Source organism: Mycobacteroides immunogenum (genome assembly GCF_001605725.1).
In the GTDB taxonomy this organism is placed as follows: Bacteria; Actinomycetota; Actinomycetes; order Mycobacteriales; family Mycobacteriaceae; genus Mycobacterium; species Mycobacterium immunogenum.
In genome coordinates this window covers 2974515-2991746 of the sequence record NZ_CP011530.1, presented here as the reverse complement: position 1 = coordinate 2991746, position 17232 = coordinate 2974515, and the positions used below count along the sequence as shown (strand labels likewise).

Sequence of the window (17232 nt, the reverse complement as noted above, 5' to 3'; positions counted from 1 at the left end):
AGAAGACGATAAGTTGGCTTCCATGTCTGATGCTCTCGGCGCTAGCGTCGCCCGTCCCGAGTTTGTCTCTCGTTCCGTTTTGGTCACCGGTGGCAACCGGGGTATCGGCCTGGCGATCGCGCAACGTCTCGCCGCCGATGGGCACAAGGTGGCGGTAACCCACCGCGGCTCCGGCGTGCCGGAGGGCTTGTTCGGGGTGGAATGCGATGTCACCGACAACGATGCCGTCGATCGGGCCTTCAAGGAGGTCGAGGAGCACCAGGGCGCCGTCGAGGTTCTGGTGTCCAACGCGGGTATCACCCAGGACGCGTTCTTGATGCGTATGACGGAAGAGAAGTTCGAGCAGGTCATCAACGCGAACCTGACCGGGGCATTCCGGGTGGCCCAGCGCGCCTCGCGCAGCATGCAGCGCAAGCGCTTCGGCCGGATGATCTTCATCGGCTCGGTCTCCGGTACCTGGGGCATCGGTAATCAGGCCAACTACGCGGCCTCCAAGGCCGGTGTGATCGGGCTGGCGCGTTCGATCGCCCGCGAGTTGTCCAAGGCGGGCGTGACCGCCAACGTGGTCGCACCGGGTTTCATCGACACCGAGATGACTCGCTCGCTCGATGAGCGGATCCAGGAGGGCGCTCTGGAGTACATCCCGGCCAAGCGGATAGGTACGGCCGCCGAGGTCGCCGGGGCGGTCAGCTTCCTGGCGTCCGAAGATGCCGGCTACATCTCCGGTGCCGTCATTCCGGTTGACGGCGGCATGGGTATGGGCCACTAGCGCGCACAGCGACAAGACCAGCGGCAACACAACTTAAGGAGAATCGTGGCAGGACTACTCGAGGGCAAGCGGATCCTGGTGACGGGCATCATCACCGATTCGTCGATCGCATTCCATATCGCGAAGGTGGCGCAGGAGCAGGGCGCCGAGCTGGTGCTCACCGGGTTCGACCGGTTGCGGCTCATCGAGCGCATCACCCAGCGCCTGCCCAAGCCGGCGCCGCTGCTGGAGCTGAACGTGCAGGACGAGAAGCATCTCGACTCCCTCGCCGAGCGCGTCACCGAGGCGATCGGGGAGGGCAACAAGCTCGACGGTGTCGTGCACTCGATCGGATTCATGCCGCAGACCGGCATGGGGCTGAATCCGTTCTTCGAGGCTCCTTTCGAGGACGTCGCGAAGGGTTTCCACATCTCCGCCTTTTCGTACGCGTCCCTGGCCAAGGCTTTGCTGCCCATCATCAACCCGGGCGGCAGCATCGTGGGCATGGACTTCGACCCGACGCGGGCGATGCCCTTCTACAACTGGATGACCGTTGCCAAGAGCGCGCTGGAGTCGGTGAACCGATTCGTCGCGCGTGAGGCGGGAGCGGTCGGAGTTCGTTCGAATCTCGTTGCGGCCGGGCCGATCCGGACGTTGGCCATGAGTGCCATCGTGGGTGGCGCGCTGGGTGAGGAAGCCGGCCAACAGATGAGCGTGTTGGAGGACGGCTGGGACCAGCGGGCCCCGATCGGCTGGGACATGAAGGATCCGACGCCGGTGGCCAAGACGGTGTGTGCCCTGCTTTCCGATTGGCTGCCCGCCACCACCGGCGACATCATCTTCGCCGACGGCGGCGCGCACACCCAGCTGCTCTAGTGGGCTGTCGTGCAGTTTGACGCGGTGCTGCTGCTGTCCTTCGGGGGTCCCGAGGGGCCGCAGGAGGTTCGGCCGTTTCTGGAGAATGTCACGCGTGGCCGTGGTATTCCTCCGGAACGTCTCGATGAGGTTGCCGAGCACTACTTTCATTTCGGTGGCGTCTCTCCCATCAATGGCATCAATCGGGCGCTGATAGACCAGATCTCGCGTCAACTCGAGTTGGCCGGGCGTCCTTTGCCGGTGTTCTTCGGGAACCGCAATTGGCATCCCATGGTGGAGGACACGGTTGCGCAGATGCGGGACAGGGGAATTCGGCGAGCCGCTGTCTTCACCACCTCGGCGTGGGGCGGCTACTCGGGTTGCAAGCAATACGTGGAGGACATTGCGCGTGCCCGCGCCGCTGTGGGCGACGGGGCGCCGGAGCTGGTGAAACTTCGCCAATACTTTGATCATCCGGTGTTGGTGCAGCTCTATGCGGAATCGGTCACCGCTGCCGTGGCACGTCTGCACGGCGAGCCGCGACTGGTGTTCACCGCGCACTCCATTCCACTGGCGGCGGACCGGCGCCATGGCCCAGAGCTCTATAGCAGGCAAGTGCGCTATCTCGCGCAATTGGTCGCCGCCGCAACCGGTCACCACGATTACGACGTGGTGTGGCAATCACGCTCAGGCCCGCCCCAGGTTCCATGGCTCGAACCAGACATTGTCGATCACCTTGCGGCACTGAAGGATCAGGGCACGCGATCGGTGGTGGTCGCGCCCATCGGATTTGTGTCGGACCATCTGGAGGTGGTCTGGGACTTGGATAACGAGGCCCGTGAGTACGCGGACGAGCACGGTATCGAGTTCGTGCGGGCGGCCACACCGGGAGCCGATGCACGTTTCGCGCGCCTCGCGGTCGACTTGATCGGGGAGGTCGAGGAGGCAAGACCGGCACTCCGGGCCACCGGGGTAAACCCTGTCCCCGGATACGGATTCAGCGTGAACGGGGCCCTGTGCTCACCGCTGTGCTGCGAGCCGCGGGGCGACTAGCGCGCCGCCGCGATGATGGCCGTGGCCGCTGCCATCCGTGCTTCACGCACCACCACAATGAGCGGCCGCAACGCATCGGCCACCGCGCCGTCGTCCAGGGCGCCGGGTAGCTCCATGATCTCGGCCGCGGCGGTGGCGATGGCCTCCACCTGATTGGCCGAGTCGAGCACCCGGGTCGCGCGGTGTGGTGCGTAGTCGGGTAGGCGATGCCCGCGGAGCGTGGACAGCACGTCTTCGACCAGGGCTCGGGGGTCGGCATCGGTTGTGCCCACGGCGCGGTCCAGGCGTCCCAGTGTCGCGGTGGCGGTACGCACGGCCTGCCGCAGTTGGAACTCGGCTTCCCCGAGATCGGGTGCTGTTTGCGGGAGGACATGGGTGGGCAGCGAGTATACGGTCCATGACAGGCCGGTGGTTTCGTCGCGATCCTCGTCATATTCCACTGCCGGAACCAATCCTATTGCGGTGGACTCATTCTGAAGATCGCTGAGGATGATCGCCTCACTGGCTTCCAGGGCGTCACGCTGGAATTGAGTGCCGGCGGGCAGACCACGGGGATCGCCGGGTGCGGGCAGGATCACCTGTATGTCGGGCGTGCCGTGGGGCTGACCGGTAGCGGTCCTGATCGTCTGCAGGAGGCCGATCGGGCCGTTATCGTCCATGTCCGGCCAGGACAATCCGGTGTGGCCCGCCGCCACCGCATCGTAGGCCGTGACCAAATGTCTTGGTGCCCAGGCGATGAGCGCATCAATGACATCATCGGGCGCCGCTCGGCCCGCCAGCCACGCGCTCGCCCACACCGCCAGGGACACACTCGGATTCGCCATGATGCTCGCAGTCTAAGGCGCCGCAACCGCCCCCACCAGTTGCCCACGCGGGCTAATGTGGATACATGCCGATTGTGTGGCTCGTCGCAGGCATCCTGCTCGCGGCCGCCGAGCTGATGACAGGGGACATGTTCCTGTTGATGCTGGGCGGTTCGGCGCTGGTCACGGCCGGTGCGGGGTGGGCATTCGGCATGCCGTTGTGGGCCGAGGGGCTGGTCTTCGTGATCAGTGCCGTCGTGCTGCTGCTGGGTGTGCGGCCCGCGCTGCGGAAACGTCTGACGGCGGGCCCGGTCATACACACCAACGCCAAGGCGTTGGAGGGCAAGAGCGCCATTGTGATTGAGCCCGTCGATGATCTCCATGGGCTGGTCAGGCTGGGCGGTGAGATGTGGTCGGCCCGCAGCCTGGAGAAGTCGGGTCGCTTCGAGCAAGGCGAGACCGTGACGGTGGTGCAAATCGACGGCGCCACCGCGGTTGTCGAGAAGATCTAAGAGTCACACTGAGGGGAGTACGGGTATGGGCGTAGCAGCCGGAGTCTTTGTCCTGATCGTCTTGATCATCCTGGGCGTCACCATCGTGCTGAAATCCGTGGCGCTGGTCCCGCAAGCTGAAGCCGCGGTCATCGAGCGGCTGGGTCGCTATTCGAAGACCGTGAGCGGGCAGTTGACCATCCTGGTGCCATTCGTCGACCGCATCCGGGCCAAGGTTGACCTGCGTGAACGTGTTGTGTCGTTCCCGCCTCAGCCGGTGATCACCGAGGACAACCTGACGGTGAACATCGACACGGTGGTCTATTTCCAGGTCACCAATCCGCAGGCGGCGGTGTACGAGATCAGCAATTACATCGTGGGTGTGGAGCAGCTCACCACCACCACTTTGCGCAATGTCGTTGGCGGTATGACCCTGGAGCAGACCCTCACCTCGCGCGACCAGATCAATGGTCAGCTACGCGGCGTGCTGGACGAAGCCACCGGACGCTGGGGACTGCGCGTGGCCCGCGTGGAGCTGCGGTCCATTGATCCGCCGCCGTCGGTGCAGGAGTCCATGGAAAAGCAGATGAAGGCCGACCGCGAGAAGCGCGCCATGATCCTGAATGCCGAGGGTGTGCGTGAGGCGTCCATCAAGCAGGCCGAGGGTGCCAAACAGTCGCAGATTCTGGCGGCGGAAGGAGCCAAGCAGGCAGCGATTCTTTCTGCCGAGGCAGACCGGCAGTCACGCATCCTGCGTGCCGAAGGTGAACGTGCCGCCCAGTATCTGCAGGCGCAGGGACAGGCCAAGGCGATTGAAAAGGTCTTTGCCGCAGTGAAATCCGGTAAGCCAACGCCAGAGTTGTTGGCATACCAGTATTTACAGACACTGCCCAAGATGGCTCAGGGGGAGGCCAACAAGGTGTGGCTGATTCCCAGCGACTTCGGCTCTGCGCTGCAGGGGTTCACCAAGCTGCTGGGTTCGCCGGGTGACGACGGCGTGTTCCGGTACGAACCATCTCCGGCCGACGAGCCCGCCGAACGTCCCGAGGATGATTCGGCCGATGTCGCAGGCTGGTTCGAGACCAAGGCGACCCCGGAGGCCGCGGCGGCGGTCGCCGAGGCGCAGTCGGCCGCCAAAGAGATCGGGCAGATCGATCCGGTCAGCCGCCACCAGCTCCCCGAGGCGTGACACGGGCGTTGCTCGCTTGACAAGGCGATTTCTCCGGCCCATCATGGTTACCGGTTCAGCACCTTGCTAGGTGAGGCTCCTACGTGAATACAGGCCACTGATCTGACGACGTCGAGAGACGCCCAAGGTTAGGACAGGTCTTCCCGGACTAAGGGATGACCCGAAGTGGCTTCCGCTAGCGGACACGTCACGTAGTGCCGAAGCCCTGACGAGAGGGGTGCGTGCCGGGCGGCGTCGCTGTTCGGCAATTCCTTCTCGTGGTCGCTGTGCCTACAGTTGGCGCCCGCGTGCGCCCCGGCGGCAAGGAGGTGAGGCACACCCGTGATATCCGGCGATAGTCCGCATAGACAACAGCTGCCGCATACCTTGTCGCTCGTTCAAGGATGAATCTTCTTTTGAGTCAACGTCTTTGACGTTTGAGCTTGGGTATGCGGCTCTCCCGATAAGGAGCCCGATCATGACCATGACATTCAACGCAGTCCGCCGGATGTGGACTCGGCACCGCCTGACCCCGCAAGAGCGCGCCAACCTGCAACTGGCGTACTCGCCGCTCGCCGTTGTTTCGGCGTCGCTCGGGGCGCACCCGCCGCGGTAGTTCGGCGGCCAAATATCACCACGCACAGCTGATTCACAGTTCGTGGACATTCGGAATTCATTCGAGGCCAATACGCTTCGCCCGCCCACCAGGGCGGACGGAGCGTATTGGTTCAAACGCTGAGGAGTCGGCATGGCTACTTCGAATAAGGCGGCTACGCCGCGAGTAATTCAATTCTCCGATCTGCTGAAGGCGCCGGTCGTCGCGCGTTCGGGCGACGCCATCGGCCGCCTGGAGGATGTGATCGTTCGGCTTCGCGGCTCGGATGAGTACCCGCTCGTTACCGGGTATGTGGTGGACATGGGCGGACGCACCGTCTTCGTCTCGTCGGACGTGGTCTCTGCCGTCGCACCGCATCGAATTGAGTTGAGTAAGAACAAGGTTGACCTCAGGGGATTTGAACGTCGCGGCGGTGAGTACCTGCTGGACGAGGACGTGCTCGACCACCGCTTCATCGACGTCGACAACGCCGAGCTGGTGCACGCCTACGACATCGAGCTCGTGGAAACCGCCGAGGGATGGATTCTCGCTCGTCTCGATACCCGCCGTCCGGCAAGGTTCTTCGGATTGATCAAGGCTGGAGCGGGCCAGGCGGGTAGGGATTGGAAGGCCTTCGAACCCATGATCGGGCACGGCGGTTCGCTCCTGGCGCGCCGCGTCGGCGGGCGGGTGAACACCCTCAAGCCCGCCGAAATCGCGGACCTACTGGAGGAGGCCACCAAAGAAGAGGGCGGGGAGATCCTGGACCGGGTCCGTGCCAACCCCGAACTTGAGGCCGACGTGTTCGAGGAACTCGACTCCGAGAAGGCCAGCAAGCTCTTCGAAGACATGTCGGATTCTGATGTCGCGGCCCTGCTGGGCCGCATGCGCGCGGACGACGCGGCGGACGCGGTCTTCGACCTGCGGCAGTCTCGCCGCAGGGCTGTCCTGGACCTGATGCCGGCACCGCAACGCACCAAGGTGGTCACCTTGATGGGGTTCAGCCCGGAGTCGGCCGGCGGTCTGATGAACGTAGACATCGTGTCCTGCGTCCTGGGCAGCACCATCGGCGATGCACTGGCCGCGATCTCCGCCGCCACGTCTCTGCAGCCCGAGGCGCTGCTGAAGGTGCATGTGGTCGCCGACAACGGCGAATTGGTGGGTGTGGTGTCGGTGATCCGTCTCCTGCAAGCCGACAGCGGAGCCGCCGTGGAATCCATCATGGACGACGATCCGGTGCGGGTGGCACCGGAGGCCGACCTCACCGATGTCGCGTTGTTGATGGCGGACTACAACCTGGCGTTGATCCCTGTCGTCGACGAGGGCGACAAGGTGCTCGGCGTGGTCACCTATGACGACGTGCTGGCCGCACTCATCCCCGAGGATTGGCGCCGTCGTGAACCGGCCCCGCGTCCGGTGCGTCAGGTCGCATCGAACCCGGATGGGGTCACGCCATGACCGAAAACGGGATCTTCGGCGGCCCCGTCAACGGCGCGGAAACCGCGGCGGCACCGCTGAAAGTGCAAGCCCCGCAGCCGAAGAGCGCGGTGCTTGACTCGGCGCACCTGGGCGATATCGAAGGTGCGTTCGGCAAGATCAGCGTCAGCGATCCCGTGCAGGCTCGCACCTTCAAGACGCGGATGGCCACCATGGCCGCAATCCTGGGACCGGGCATCATTGTGATGGTCGGTGACAATGACGCGGGTGGTGTCGCCACCTACGCCCAAGCCGGTCAGAGCTACGGGTACAGCCTGCTGTGGGTGCTGTTGCTGCTGATTCCGGTCCTGATTGTCAATCAGGAGATGGTGGTCCGGCTCGGCGCCGTCACGGGGGTTGGGCATGCCCGGTTGATCAATGAGCGATTCGGCCGGGGCTGGGGCTGGTTCTCGGTGGGTGACCTGTTCATCTTGAACTTCCTCACCCTTGTCACCGAATTCATCGGTGTCGCACTGGCTTCCGAGTATCTCGGAGTATCGAAGTACTACACGGTGCCCTTCGCGGCCATCGCACTGATATTGATCATGGCCACCGGGAGTTTCCGGCGCTGGGAGCGTGCCATGTTCGTATTCATCGCAATCACGTTGTTGCAGATCCCGATGTTCCTGATGTCTGATCCGCAGTGGGGAAGGGCCGCACACGATTTCGTGGTTCCGGGTATCGACGGCGGTATCAGCTCGGGTGCGGTATTGCTCATCATCGCCATGGTGGGCACCACCGTGGCGCCGTGGCAGCTCTTCTTCCAGCAGTCCAACATCGTCGATAAGCGCATCACCCCGCGGTTCATCGGGTACGAGCGCGCCGACACTGTCATCGGTTCGCTCGTGGTGGTGATCGGCGCTGCCGCACTGGTGATGACCGCCGACTACGCCGCCCGTGCGACCGGTAACTCGGGGCCGGACAAGTGGGGCGATGACGGCGACGCCGGCATGATCGCCGACTGGCTGGGGCAGGTACAACCGCTGCTGGGCAAGATCTTCGCGATCGTGCTGCTGGACGCGTCGATCATCGGTGCTGCGGCCGTTACCTTGGCGACCAGCTATGCGTTCGGTGACACCTTTGGCCTCAAGCACTCGCTGCACCGCAGTTTCAAGGACGCCAAGCCCTTCTATCTGTCGTACACCGTGATGGTCGGTGTGGGAGCTGCCATCGTGCTGATCCCGAACGCTCCGCTTGGGCTCATGACCACCGCGGTGCAGGCGCTGGCCGGTCTGCTGTTGCCCAGCGCGAGCGTATTCCTGCTGTTGCTGTGTAACGACAAGGCAGTGCTGGGCCCGTGGGTCAACAAAACCTGGCTCAATATTGTTGCCGGGCTCATCGTCGGGGTGCTGCTGTTTCTTTCCGGCATTCTGATGGCCACCACCCTCTTTCCCGATTTGGACGTCGTAGAGGTCGCCCGTGATCTTGCGGTGGGCGTCTCGATTCTGGCGGTACTGATCGGGATCGGTCTGTGGTGGGTATCGAGCAGGCAACGCGCGGACCCGGCGGCGGTGGCGTTGAACAAGGCTCTGGAAGGCGTCGACGCGCGGACCTGGCGCATGCCGCCGCTCGCATTGCTCGAACCGGTCAAATGGAGCCCCGGGACGAAACTGGGCATGCTCGCGCTTCGGGGCTACCTGGTTGTCGGTGCCATTCTGTTGGTGGTCAAGGCTATTCAGCTCGCGCACGGGAGCTGAATAGGCATTGGCAGCGTGTGATCGCGCTGCGTAATGAATTCGTTGGGATATCGCGGCCGCACTGGATTGTGTCGGTGCGGCCGCGTCCAATGAATACATGAGTATTCGCGCGTTGCGACTTTTCTGGGAACGTCGTCGGCTCACCCCGCAGGAACGCGCCAACATGCAGCTGGCGCTGTCGCCGTTGGCCGTGATATCCGCGTCTTTGGGCGCGCACGCGCCGCACTAGCGGGAATCGGTCGTGCCATCGTCGGCTCGCTGGAGTAGTGGTTCACTGGAGTGATGAGCAACGACGCTTTGGTATCACCCCGGGTTTTGGCGAAACCCAAAGTCTTGGCGGCGCTGGCGGCCATGCAGGTCGCCGACGCCGCAGCATGTATCGGCCCGATCAAGCCCGTCAAAGAGTCGCTGGAGACAGTCGGTCTCCCACAACGCATCTGGTGGGTGCTTCCCGTCGTGAAGACTGCGTCAGCGGCGGGACTCCTCGGTGGAATCCGGTGGCCCGCACTGGGCAGGCTGACCACCTTCATGCTGACCGTCTACTTCACCTTGGCGGTGGGCGCACACATACGTGCCCACGACAAGGTGGTGAACGCCTTGCCCGCGGCGAGCCTGCTCTCCCTGTTCGCTCTTCTGACTGCCAAGGGATTCGACGAAGCGCCGCCGGTGCGGGCCTAGCTGCCGACGCGTTCGGGTTCGCCCGAGACTTCGGGGCCCGCGATCTCGGCGTGCGTGCGCTTGTAGCGCCGGATTTCATACAGGATTCCCAGTACCCCGACCATCGAGGTGGCCAGGGAGACCGCGAACAGCGTCGGGCTGATGTGCCCGGTCAGCGCGTCGCCCAGCACGACCACCGCCAGCGTGCCCGGTAAGAGCCCGACAAACGTGGCCAGCGTGTAGGGCAACGCACGTACGGCCGAGGCACCTGCTGCGTAGTTGAGCACAGAGAACGGCACCGCCGGGATCAGCCGCATCGACATCACCGCGATCCATCCGCGGCGCCGCAATTGGTCGTCCACGCTTTTCACCGCGGGCCGATGGTGCAGGGCGCTGAGCTTCCATCCCAGCGCCCGGACCGCCCAGAGGGCCAGGACCGCGCTCGCGGTGCTCGCCACCACAGCCAGCAGAACACCCAGTTGTGTCCCGAAGAGCAGCCCGGCGGCCAGCGTAAAGGCGGTCCGCGGAAAGGGCAGCACCGTCACCAGCGTGTGTGCGCCCAAGAAAGCGAGTGGGAACCATGGGCCGAGGTCGTGCGCCCAATCGCGCATCTGGAGGGCCGTTGGCAGTGGCACAAACCGGACGGCGGCGATCACAATGAGAAGAGCGGCGCCGGTCCACAGCAGTTGGCGGCGCGGTATCCGTCGCAGTGTCGCGACTCCCGCTCGCCAGATCTGCCGGAACTCCATGGTGATTAAGCGTACGGAGCCTGCGTGAATGCTGGGTACCGGGACACGGTCGTTGGGGATGGGTCGGCCCCCGTACTGGGAAGTAATGGGCGGCGTCATTTAGCCTGATGAGTAAGTGTGATAGGCATTTCGGCATGGAGTGCCATATATGTCGCTCGACGACGAGCAGCTGGGAGCAGTTCTGTGACTGTTGAGGTACCCGAGATTCGGCGTGACTTCGCCCGATGGCAGAAGGGCGTCGCCGGAGTGCTGGCGAAGTCGACCCGCAAAGCGGTCGAGGATCTGCCTGCCGACCCCGAGCGCTTGCTCGATTCGCCCACGTATGACGGGATCGCTATCCGTCCGTTGTACACGGCGCTTGACGAGCTCCCCGAGCCCTCGCTGCCCGGACAGTGGCCGTTCGTACGTGGCGGTGATCCGCGCCGCGATGTGAACAGCGGATGGAAGGTTGCCGAGCTGTTCGACGGTGCGGCCGATGCGGCGCTGGTGAACGAGGCCATCCTCGACGCACTGGGTCAGGGAACCAGCGCCATCGTGCTGGCCGGCGCGCGACCGGAGGCGATCGGGCGGGTGCTGCAGGACGTGTACCTCGACCTGGCGCCCATTCAGATTGAGGCGGGCGCGGAGCTCGCGGCAGTGACCGAGGCCCTTTTCGCGACTCTCGATGCCTATGACGGAAACGCAGCGGCGGTGGTGATCGACCTGGGTGCCGACCCGCTCGGTGATGCCTTCGCGGATCGCGTGGGCGTTTCGGCCGACGAGACCGTGGCCCTGGCGCGTCGGGCCGCCGCACGGACCGAGCTAGTGCGCGCCATCACCGTCGACGGCACGCTCGCGCATGAGCTGGGTGCCAGTGACAGCCAGGAGCTTGCGGTGGCGGTGGCCGCCGGCGTCGCGTATCTGCGTCTGCTACAAAATTCCGGGCTGAGTATCTCAGAAGCGTTGCAGCAGATCAGTTTCCGATTCGCGGCGACAGATGATCAGTTCTTGTCCATCGCCAAGTTCCGCGCCGCGCGGGTGCTCTGGGCGCGAGTGGCCGAGGTGGCGGGCGTGCCCGATGGCGGTGGCACCGTCATGCATGCGGTGACCTCCGAGCCGATGATGGCCCAGCGTGATCCGTGGGTGAACATGCTGCGCACTACGCTGGCCGCCTTTGGCGCCGGCGTCGGCGGCGCCGATAGCGTTCGAGTGCGGCGATTCGACGACGCGATTCCCGGCGGTCTGGGTTCGGTGTCCCCGGCCTTCTCCGCCCGCATCGCGCGCAACACCCAGCTGCTGCTCATCGAGGAGTCGCATGTCGGGCGGGTGCTCGATCCTGGTGGTGGCTCCTGGTTCATCGAAGACCTGACGGAAACCCTTGCGCAGCAGGCGTGGTCGCTGTTCGCCGAGATTGAAGGCGCGGGCGGCTACGAGGCCGCGGCCGGGCTGATCCGGGAACGTGTCGCGGCGACCCGTGCCGCGCGTGCCGACGATATCGCCCATCGCCGCACGTCGGTGACGGGAGTTAATGAGTTCCCCAACCTGTCGGAGGAGCCCTTGCCGCCGCATCCTGCCTCGGGCTACCGGTATGCGGCAGATTTCGAGGCACTGCGGGATCGTTCGGACGTCTTCCTGGCGTCCTCCGGCGCGCGTCCGCTGGCGCTGCTGCTGCCGCTGGGGCCGCTGGCTGAGCACAACGTGCGCACCACATTCGCCGCCAACCTGTTGGCCTCCGGCGGCATCGAAGTCGTCAACCCGGGCACACGTGACGCGAGCACGGTCGCTGCCGCGGTGACCGAAGCCGGAGCGCGTATCGCCGTCATCTGCGGCACCGACGCGCGGTATGCCGCCGAGGTGGCTGCGGTTGTCGACGCGGCCCGGGCGGCCGGCATCACCGACGTCTACCTCGCAGGCCCCGAGAAGGCCGTGGCCGAGGTGGCGGACGCGTCACGGCCGGACGGATATCTGACCATGAAAATCAATGCTGTCGAAGCGCTTTCGGCCATGCTGACCAAATTGGGGGCGTGACATGACTGACCTGGCTACATCCACGGGCACGCTGGGCAGCTTTGCGGATGTCCCACTGCATGGTGAGCGCACCTCCGTCGCGCCGGACGCCGCCGCCGTCACGGCCGCGGTGAGCGATGCCGCCACCGCGCACGGATACACCCCTGAGCAGCTTGATTGGGAGACGCCCGAGGCGATTACGGTCAAGCCGATCTACACGGCGGCCGACCGCGCGGCGGTGCAGGCCGAGGGATATCCGTTGGATACCTTCCCCGGCCAGGTGCCGTTCCTGCGCGGGCCTTACCCGACGATGTACGTCAATCAGCCGTGGACCATCCGTCAGTACGCGGGCTTCTCCACCGCCGCGGAGTCCAACGCCTTCTATCGCCGCAACCTCGCCGCGGGCCAGAAGGGCCTGTCGGTGGCCTTCGACCTGGCGACCCACCGCGGATACGACTCGGATCACCCGCGAGTGCAGGGCGATGTCGGAATGGCGGGCGTGGCCATCGATTCCATTCTCGACATGCGTCAGCTGTTCGACGGTATCGACCTGGGTTCGGTGTCGGTCTCGATGACCATGAACGGTGCGGTGCTCCCGATCCTCGCGCTGTACGTGGTGGCCGCCGAAGAACAGGGCGTCGGCACGGAGAAGCTGGCCGGGACCATCCAGAACGACATCCTCAAAGAGTTCATGGTCCGCAACACCTATATCTATCCGCCGAAGCCCTCGATGCGGATCATCTCGGACATCTTTGCCTACACCAGCGCCAAGATGCCGAAGTTCAACTCCATCTCGATTTCCGGTTATCACATCCAAGAGGCCGGTGCCACAGCGGATCTGGAGCTGGCGTACACCCTGGCCGATGGAGTCGAGTACATCAAGGCGGGCCTGGCCGGAGGTCTGGACATCGACGTGTTCGCCCCGCGTCTGTCGTTCTTCTGGGCCATAGGCATGAACTTCTTCATGGAGGTCGCGAAACTGCGGGCCGGGCGCCTGTTGTGGAGCGAGCTGGTCGCGCAGTTCGATCCGAAGAGCTCCAAATCGCAGTCACTGCGCACACATTCACAGACTTCTGGGTGGTCCCTGACCGCGCAGGACGTCTTCAACAACGTGGCGCGCACCTGTATCGAGGCCATGGCCGCGACTCAGGGGCACACCCAGTCGCTGCACACCAACGCACTCGACGAGGCGCTGGCGCTGCCCACCGACTTCTCGGCACGCATCGCGCGCAATACCCAGCTGCTCATCCAGCAGGAGTCCGGCACGTGTCGCCCGATCGACCCGTGGGGCGGTTCGTACTACGTCGAGTGGCTGACCCACCAGCTCGCCTCGCGTGCGCGCGAACACATTCGGGAAGTCACCGAGGCAGGCGGCATGGCGCAGGCCATCGATCAAGGCATCCCGAAACTGCGCATCGAGGAGGCTGCCGCGCGTACGCAGGCACGCATCGACTCGGGTCGCCAGCCGGTGATCGGTGTCAACAAGTATCAGGTTGCCGAGGACCAGCAGATCGAAGTTCTCAAGGTCGAGAATTCTCGCGTGCGGGCCGAGCAGCTGGCGAAGCTGCAGCAACTCCGTGCCGAACGCGATAACGATGCGGTACAGGCCGCCCTGGCCGAGTTGACTCGCGCGGCAGCTGATTCCAGCCGTTCCGGGGAAGACGGGTTGGGTAACAACCTGATGGCGCTGGCCATCAATGCCGCCCGGCACAAGGCGACGGTCGGGGAAATCTCGGACGCGCTGGAGAAGGTCTACGGACGCCACCAGGCCGAAATCCGTACCATCAGCGGGGTGTATCGGGACGAAGTGGGGCGAGGTGGCACGGGTGGTGCCGTCACCCAAGCGACCGAGCTGGTGCAGAAGTTCGCCGACGCCGACGGCCGGCGGCCCCGTGTGCTCGTCGCCAAGATGGGGCAGGACGGGCACGACCGTGGGCAGAAGGTGATCGCAACGGCCTTCGCCGACATCGGTTTCGACGTCGACGTGGGTCCGCTGTTCCAGACACCCGAGGAAGTCGCGCGGCAGGCCGCCGACAACGACGTGCACGTGGTTGGCGTGTCTTCGCTGGCGGCGGGTCACCTGACCCTGGTTCCGGCGCTGCGTGAGGCGCTCGCCGAGGTGGGACGCCCCGACATCATGATCGTGGTGGGCGGCGTGATCCCGCCGGGTGATTTCGACGAGCTGTACGAGGCGGGCGCCGCGGCCATCTTCCCTCCGGGAACGGTGATCGCGGAGGCCGCGATTGGCCTGTTGCACAAGCTGGCTGAGCGGCTCGGGTACGACCTATCCTGATGCCGGAAACACTGTCACCTGACAATCTGGCGGAACTGATCCGGTCGGGAGACCGTTCCGGGCTGGCACGGGCGATCACCCTGGTGGAGTCGACCCGTCAGGATCACCGCGCGCGGGCACAGCAGTTACTGCTGGAGCTGTCTCCCGAGGGCGGAAATGCGCTGCGCGTAGGCATTACCGGAGTGCCCGGGGTGGGGAAGTCGACCACCATTGAGGCACTCGGGATGTACCTCATCGAGCAGGGGCACCGCGTGGCCGTGTTGGCCGTCGACCCGTCGTCGACGCGCACCGGTGGGTCCATCCTGGGTGACAAGACGCGGATGGGCCGGCTCTCGGTGCATCCCGACGCCTACATCCGCCCATCGCCGACTTCGGGAACCTTGGGCGGGGTGGCCAAGGCCACCCGTGAGACGGTGGTGCTGCTCGAGGCCGCGGGCTTCGACGTCATTCTCATCGAGACGGTCGGTGTCGGACAGTCCGAGGTAACCGTCGCCAATATGGTTGACACCTTTGTCTTCCTGACATTGGCGCGTACCGGAGATCAGCTGCAGGGCATCAAGAAGGGTGTGCTGGAGCTCGCCGACATCGTGGTGGTGAACAAGGCAGACGGGGCGCATGCCATCGAAGCCAAGAAGGCCGCCCGCGAGCTGTCCGGGGCCTTGCGCCTGATCTACCCGCATGACACCTTGTGGCGCCCACCGGTTCTCACCATGAGCGCGTTGGAGAACACCGGCGTGTCCGAGATGTGGGACACCGTGCTGCGGCACCGTGCGGTGCTCACCGAGGCGGGCGAGTTCGAGGCCAAACGCCGTCGCCAACAGGTGGACTGGATGTGGGCGATGGTGCGCGACGCGGTACTGGACCGGGTGCTCAACGCGCCCGATGTGAGGGCGTCACGCGCCGATATCGAGCAGCAAGTGCGTGAGGGCACCTTGACCCCCGCGCTGGCCGCCGAACGATTGCTCAGCCTCAGCTCGTAGACCGCGGGCGCGGCGTTGCGCACACAAACACGTCGGTATGTGCCTACCTGAGGTGTCGCTCGCGAGAGGATGTCCGCATGGCGCTGGTTTTTCTCGACACCGAGACCACCGGACTTCACCCCGGGCGTCAGCCATGGGAAATCGCGATCATCCGTAGGACCGGGGAAGGGCAGCGGCAGCTGCACCTGTGCGTCGATGTGCAGGACCTCGATCTGGAGACTGCTGATCCGGCGGGCCTGGAGATCAGCGGTTTTCATAAGCGGCACCCGCAGGTGCGCATGCGGCCGCTGCAGTTTCCCCGCGTATTCCGTGCCGCCGAGGCGGTTTCGCTTGTCGAGGAGTGGACGGCCGGCGCCACCATCGTCGGTGTGATCCCGCGGTTCGACACGGAGTGTTTGACGCAGATGTTTGTCAACCATGGGGTCCGTCCCGCGTGGAATCCCGAGCCTGTCGATGTGGTCGCCACGACAGCATCACGGCTGCGGGCACGCGGGCTGATACCGGATGCCGACTATGCCAATCTCTCACTGCAATTCGGTGTGAAGACACCGTCCGCGGGCCAGCGGCACACGGCCCTTGGTGACGCCCGCTGGGCGATGCGCTGGTACGACAAGCTATTGGAATGAGGATGTGGACGACAGATAGATCAGCTTGCGTCTGATCCCCGCGATCTCGCGGGCGATACCGCGCAACATGGCACGTTCCTGTGGGGCAAGAGCGGACAGCGAGACGGTATCGGACATCTGCCGGCCCTCCTGCCACGCGGTCGCCCGTGAGTGCCAGCGAAATCGCAGCAGCCAGCCGAAACAATCGCGCAGAGTCGAAGCGTCGTCGGCGTCCAGCACTTCGGCCGCCGCTGCCGCGTCCAGCCGCGCGGGAGTGCTGAGCACATCCGTTCCGGCCGACAACGCCGCCCAGCGGGCGATCTTGACCACGGGGTCAATCGCCGCGACCTTGAGGTCGACCGCATCGGATTGGGTCGCAAAGATCTTCAGTCGCGAAGGAAATCCCGCACGAACGGCGACGGCGTCTTGCAGCATCGCAAGACGGATCGGGTAGTGGCGCCCTGCGCAGCGGCGCAGCGGACGTTCTCGCTGCGCAGGGCGTGGTCCGGCAGCGACGAACCGGTGCCCACCCCCTGTGAATCCGACATCAAGCCAGCCATCACGACTCCGCGGTCTGCGGGCGGATTGGCGCACCAGCGTTCGATTCCTTCGAACCAATTGCTGGTACGGCGGCAGAATCGGCCCCGGCTTGCCAGGACCCCGTTGGCATCGCTGCCGATGCCGCCGCGTTCGAGCATCGCGTGGACCAGCGCGGCCAGCTCCATGATCTGAGTTTTTCCGTCGGCGTCGATGGTGTCGTCGACGGCGATCAGCGTCTCGACATCCGATCCCGGTGCGGCCTCGCCGCGCGCGACGCTTCCGGAAACGAACCAGGTCCATCCGGGATTCACTCCACCGGTCACGAGCCGGGCCGCCGCCCGGACGCTGTGGCGCAATGCCTCCGACCATGCCGCGGCCAGCGTCGCCTCCGGCGTACGGGCGCGCACCTCCAGGGCTATCACCATCCGGGCGGCGCCCACGGCCGTGCAGAACGCCGCCTCGTCTGTCGCGGAATCGATCTGCGCGATGGCGTGGGCTATCCCGTTCTCGGGTGGCACCGGGGCAGACATGGAGAT

The 17232-nt window shown here is 65.0% G+C and carries 16 protein-coding genes, 1 pseudogene and 1 riboswitch; of the genes and pseudogenes, 14 read left to right on the top strand and 3 right to left on the bottom strand.

From position 1 onward, the window contains the following. The first annotated feature begins 22 nt into the window (after positions 1 to 22). The 3 genes from fabG1 to ABG82_RS14575 are packed head-to-tail and all read left to right on the top strand — an operon-like array spanning position 23 to position 2656. Complete coding sequence (gene fabG1 / locus ABG82_RS14585; protein ID WP_043075626.1) at positions 23 to 769, top strand: 3-oxoacyl-ACP reductase FabG1; 747 nt, start codon at positions 23 to 25, stop codon at positions 767 to 769. Between the two features lie 45 nt (positions 770 to 814). After that, positions 815 to 1624, top strand: coding sequence for an NADH-dependent enoyl-ACP reductase InhA (gene inhA / locus ABG82_RS14580; protein ID WP_043075627.1), 810 nt, complete (start codon positions 815 to 817; stop codon positions 1622 to 1624). A gap of 9 nt (positions 1625 to 1633) precedes the next feature. Further along, complete coding sequence (locus tag ABG82_RS14575) at positions 1634 to 2656, top strand: ferrochelatase (RefSeq protein WP_043075628.1); 1023 nt, start codon at positions 1634 to 1636, stop codon at positions 2654 to 2656. Here the strand turns inward: ABG82_RS14575 and ABG82_RS14570 are convergent. Beyond that, positions 2653 to 3480 (bottom strand): hypothetical protein, encoded by an 828-nt coding sequence (locus ABG82_RS14570; RefSeq protein ID WP_043075629.1) that lies wholly within the window; start codon positions 3478 to 3480, stop codon positions 2653 to 2655. The genes ABG82_RS14575 and ABG82_RS14570 overlap by 4 nt on opposite strands. A 65-nt stretch (positions 3481 to 3545) precedes the next feature. On the opposite strand from ABG82_RS14570, the gene ABG82_RS14565 reads away from it, so the two are divergent. The 7 genes from ABG82_RS14565 to ABG82_RS14540 all read left to right on the top strand — a co-directional run bounded on the left by ABG82_RS14565 (position 3546) and on the right by ABG82_RS14540 (position 9564). After that, entirely contained in the window at positions 3546 to 3971 is a 426-nt protein-coding gene (locus ABG82_RS14565; protein ID WP_043075630.1) for an NfeD family protein, read from the top strand. A 25-nt stretch (positions 3972 to 3996) separates the two neighbouring features. After that, the gene (locus ABG82_RS14560) at positions 3997 to 5139 is read left to right on the top strand and encodes an SPFH domain-containing protein (RefSeq protein ID WP_043075631.1); all 1143 of its coding nucleotides are present in this window, start codon (positions 3997 to 3999) and stop codon (positions 5137 to 5139) included. 55 nt (positions 5140 to 5194) lie between these two features. Next, positions 5195 to 5363, top strand: a riboswitch (M-box (ykoK) riboswitch). Between the two features lie 233 nt (positions 5364 to 5596). Then, entirely contained in the window at positions 5597 to 5734 is a 138-nt protein-coding gene (locus ABG82_RS28595; protein WP_052510890.1) for a hypothetical protein, read from the top strand. A gap of 132 nt (positions 5735 to 5866) precedes the next feature. Next, positions 5867 to 7171 carry a magnesium transporter MgtE N-terminal domain-containing protein gene (locus tag ABG82_RS14550; protein WP_043075632.1) on the top strand — a complete coding sequence of 435 codons (1305 nt, stop codon included), beginning with the start codon at positions 5867 to 5869 and terminating at the stop codon, positions 7169 to 7171. Continuing rightward, entirely contained in the window at positions 7168 to 8886 is a 1719-nt protein-coding gene (locus tag ABG82_RS14545; RefSeq protein ID WP_043075633.1) for an Nramp family divalent metal transporter, read from the top strand. Before ABG82_RS14550 ends, ABG82_RS14545 begins: the two co-directional genes overlap by 4 nt. 97 nt (positions 8887 to 8983) lie before the next feature. Continuing rightward, complete coding sequence (locus tag ABG82_RS29165; protein ID WP_005101128.1) at positions 8984 to 9115, top strand: hypothetical protein; 132 nt, start codon at positions 8984 to 8986, stop codon at positions 9113 to 9115. A gap of 53 nt (positions 9116 to 9168) precedes the next feature. Next, positions 9169 to 9564, top strand: a complete 396-nt coding sequence (locus ABG82_RS14540; RefSeq protein ID WP_043075634.1) for a DoxX family protein — start codon at positions 9169 to 9171, stop codon at positions 9562 to 9564. On the opposite strand, the gene ABG82_RS14535 is transcribed toward ABG82_RS14540, so the two are convergent. Continuing rightward, the gene (locus ABG82_RS14535; RefSeq protein ID WP_043075635.1) at positions 9561 to 10292 is read right to left on the bottom strand and encodes a TVP38/TMEM64 family protein; all 732 of its coding nucleotides are present in this window, start codon (positions 10290 to 10292) and stop codon (positions 9561 to 9563) included. The two genes, ABG82_RS14540 and ABG82_RS14535, sit on opposite strands and share 4 nt — an antisense overlap. A 183-nt stretch (positions 10293 to 10475) precedes the next feature. Between ABG82_RS14535 and mutA the strand changes: the two genes are divergently transcribed. The 4 genes from mutA (at position 10476) to ABG82_RS14515 (ending at position 16177) form a co-directional block, all read left to right on the top strand. Next, positions 10476 to 12299 carry a methylmalonyl-CoA mutase small subunit gene (gene mutA, locus ABG82_RS14530; RefSeq protein ID WP_043075636.1) on the top strand — a complete coding sequence of 608 codons (1824 nt, stop codon included), beginning with the start codon at positions 10476 to 10478 and terminating at the stop codon, positions 12297 to 12299. Between the two features lies 1 nt (position 12300). Further along, entirely contained in the window at positions 12301 to 14571 is a 2271-nt protein-coding gene (scpA, locus tag ABG82_RS14525; RefSeq protein ID WP_043075637.1) for a methylmalonyl-CoA mutase, read from the top strand. Continuing rightward, positions 14571 to 15551: a methylmalonyl Co-A mutase-associated GTPase MeaB gene (meaB, locus tag ABG82_RS14520; protein ID WP_043075638.1), complete on the top strand. Its 981-nt coding sequence runs from the start codon at positions 14571 to 14573 to the stop codon at positions 15549 to 15551. Before scpA ends, meaB begins: the two co-directional genes overlap by 1 nt. Positions 15552 to 15628: 77 nt before the next feature. After that, positions 15629 to 16177 carry an exonuclease domain-containing protein gene (locus tag ABG82_RS14515; RefSeq protein ID WP_043075639.1) on the top strand — a complete coding sequence of 183 codons (549 nt, stop codon included), beginning with the start codon at positions 15629 to 15631 and terminating at the stop codon, positions 16175 to 16177. Here ABG82_RS14515 and ABG82_RS14510 read toward each other — a convergent pair. Continuing rightward, positions 16166 to 17226, bottom strand: a pseudogene (locus ABG82_RS14510) (putative nucleotidyltransferase substrate binding domain-containing protein). The gene ABG82_RS14515 and the pseudogene ABG82_RS14510 sit on opposite strands and share 12 nt — an antisense overlap. Between the last annotated feature and the right edge of the window lie 6 nt (positions 17227 to 17232).

Coding starts and splice junctions, on each gene's coding strand:
- ABG82_RS14545 (WP_043075633.1), top strand. CDS start 7,168: ATGACCGAAAACGGGATCTTCGGCGGCCCCGTCAACGGCGCGGAAACC.
- scpA (WP_043075637.1), top strand. CDS start 12,301: ATGACTGACCTGGCTACATCCACGGGCACGCTGGGCAGCTTTGCGGAT.
- ABG82_RS14535 (WP_043075635.1), bottom strand. CDS start 10,292: ATGGAGTTCCGGCAGATCTGGCGAGCGGGAGTCGCGACACTGCGACGG.
- ABG82_RS14550 (WP_043075632.1), top strand. CDS start 5,867: ATGGCTACTTCGAATAAGGCGGCTACGCCGCGAGTAATTCAATTCTCC.
- ABG82_RS28595 (WP_052510890.1), top strand. CDS start 5,597: ATGACCATGACATTCAACGCAGTCCGCCGGATGTGGACTCGGCACCGC.
- ABG82_RS14540 (WP_043075634.1), top strand. CDS start 9,169: ATGAGCAACGACGCTTTGGTATCACCCCGGGTTTTGGCGAAACCCAAA.
- ABG82_RS14570 (WP_043075629.1), bottom strand. CDS start 3,480: ATGGCGAATCCGAGTGTGTCCCTGGCGGTGTGGGCGAGCGCGTGGCTG.
- ABG82_RS29165 (WP_005101128.1), top strand. CDS start 8,984: ATGAGTATTCGCGCGTTGCGACTTTTCTGGGAACGTCGTCGGCTCACC.
- fabG1 (WP_043075626.1), top strand. CDS start 23: ATGTCTGATGCTCTCGGCGCTAGCGTCGCCCGTCCCGAGTTTGTCTCT.
- meaB (WP_043075638.1), top strand. CDS start 14,571: ATGCCGGAAACACTGTCACCTGACAATCTGGCGGAACTGATCCGGTCG.
- ABG82_RS14560 (WP_043075631.1), top strand. CDS start 3,997: ATGGGCGTAGCAGCCGGAGTCTTTGTCCTGATCGTCTTGATCATCCTG.
- ABG82_RS14515 (WP_043075639.1), top strand. CDS start 15,629: ATGGCGCTGGTTTTTCTCGACACCGAGACCACCGGACTTCACCCCGGG.
- ABG82_RS14565 (WP_043075630.1), top strand. CDS start 3,546: ATGCCGATTGTGTGGCTCGTCGCAGGCATCCTGCTCGCGGCCGCCGAG.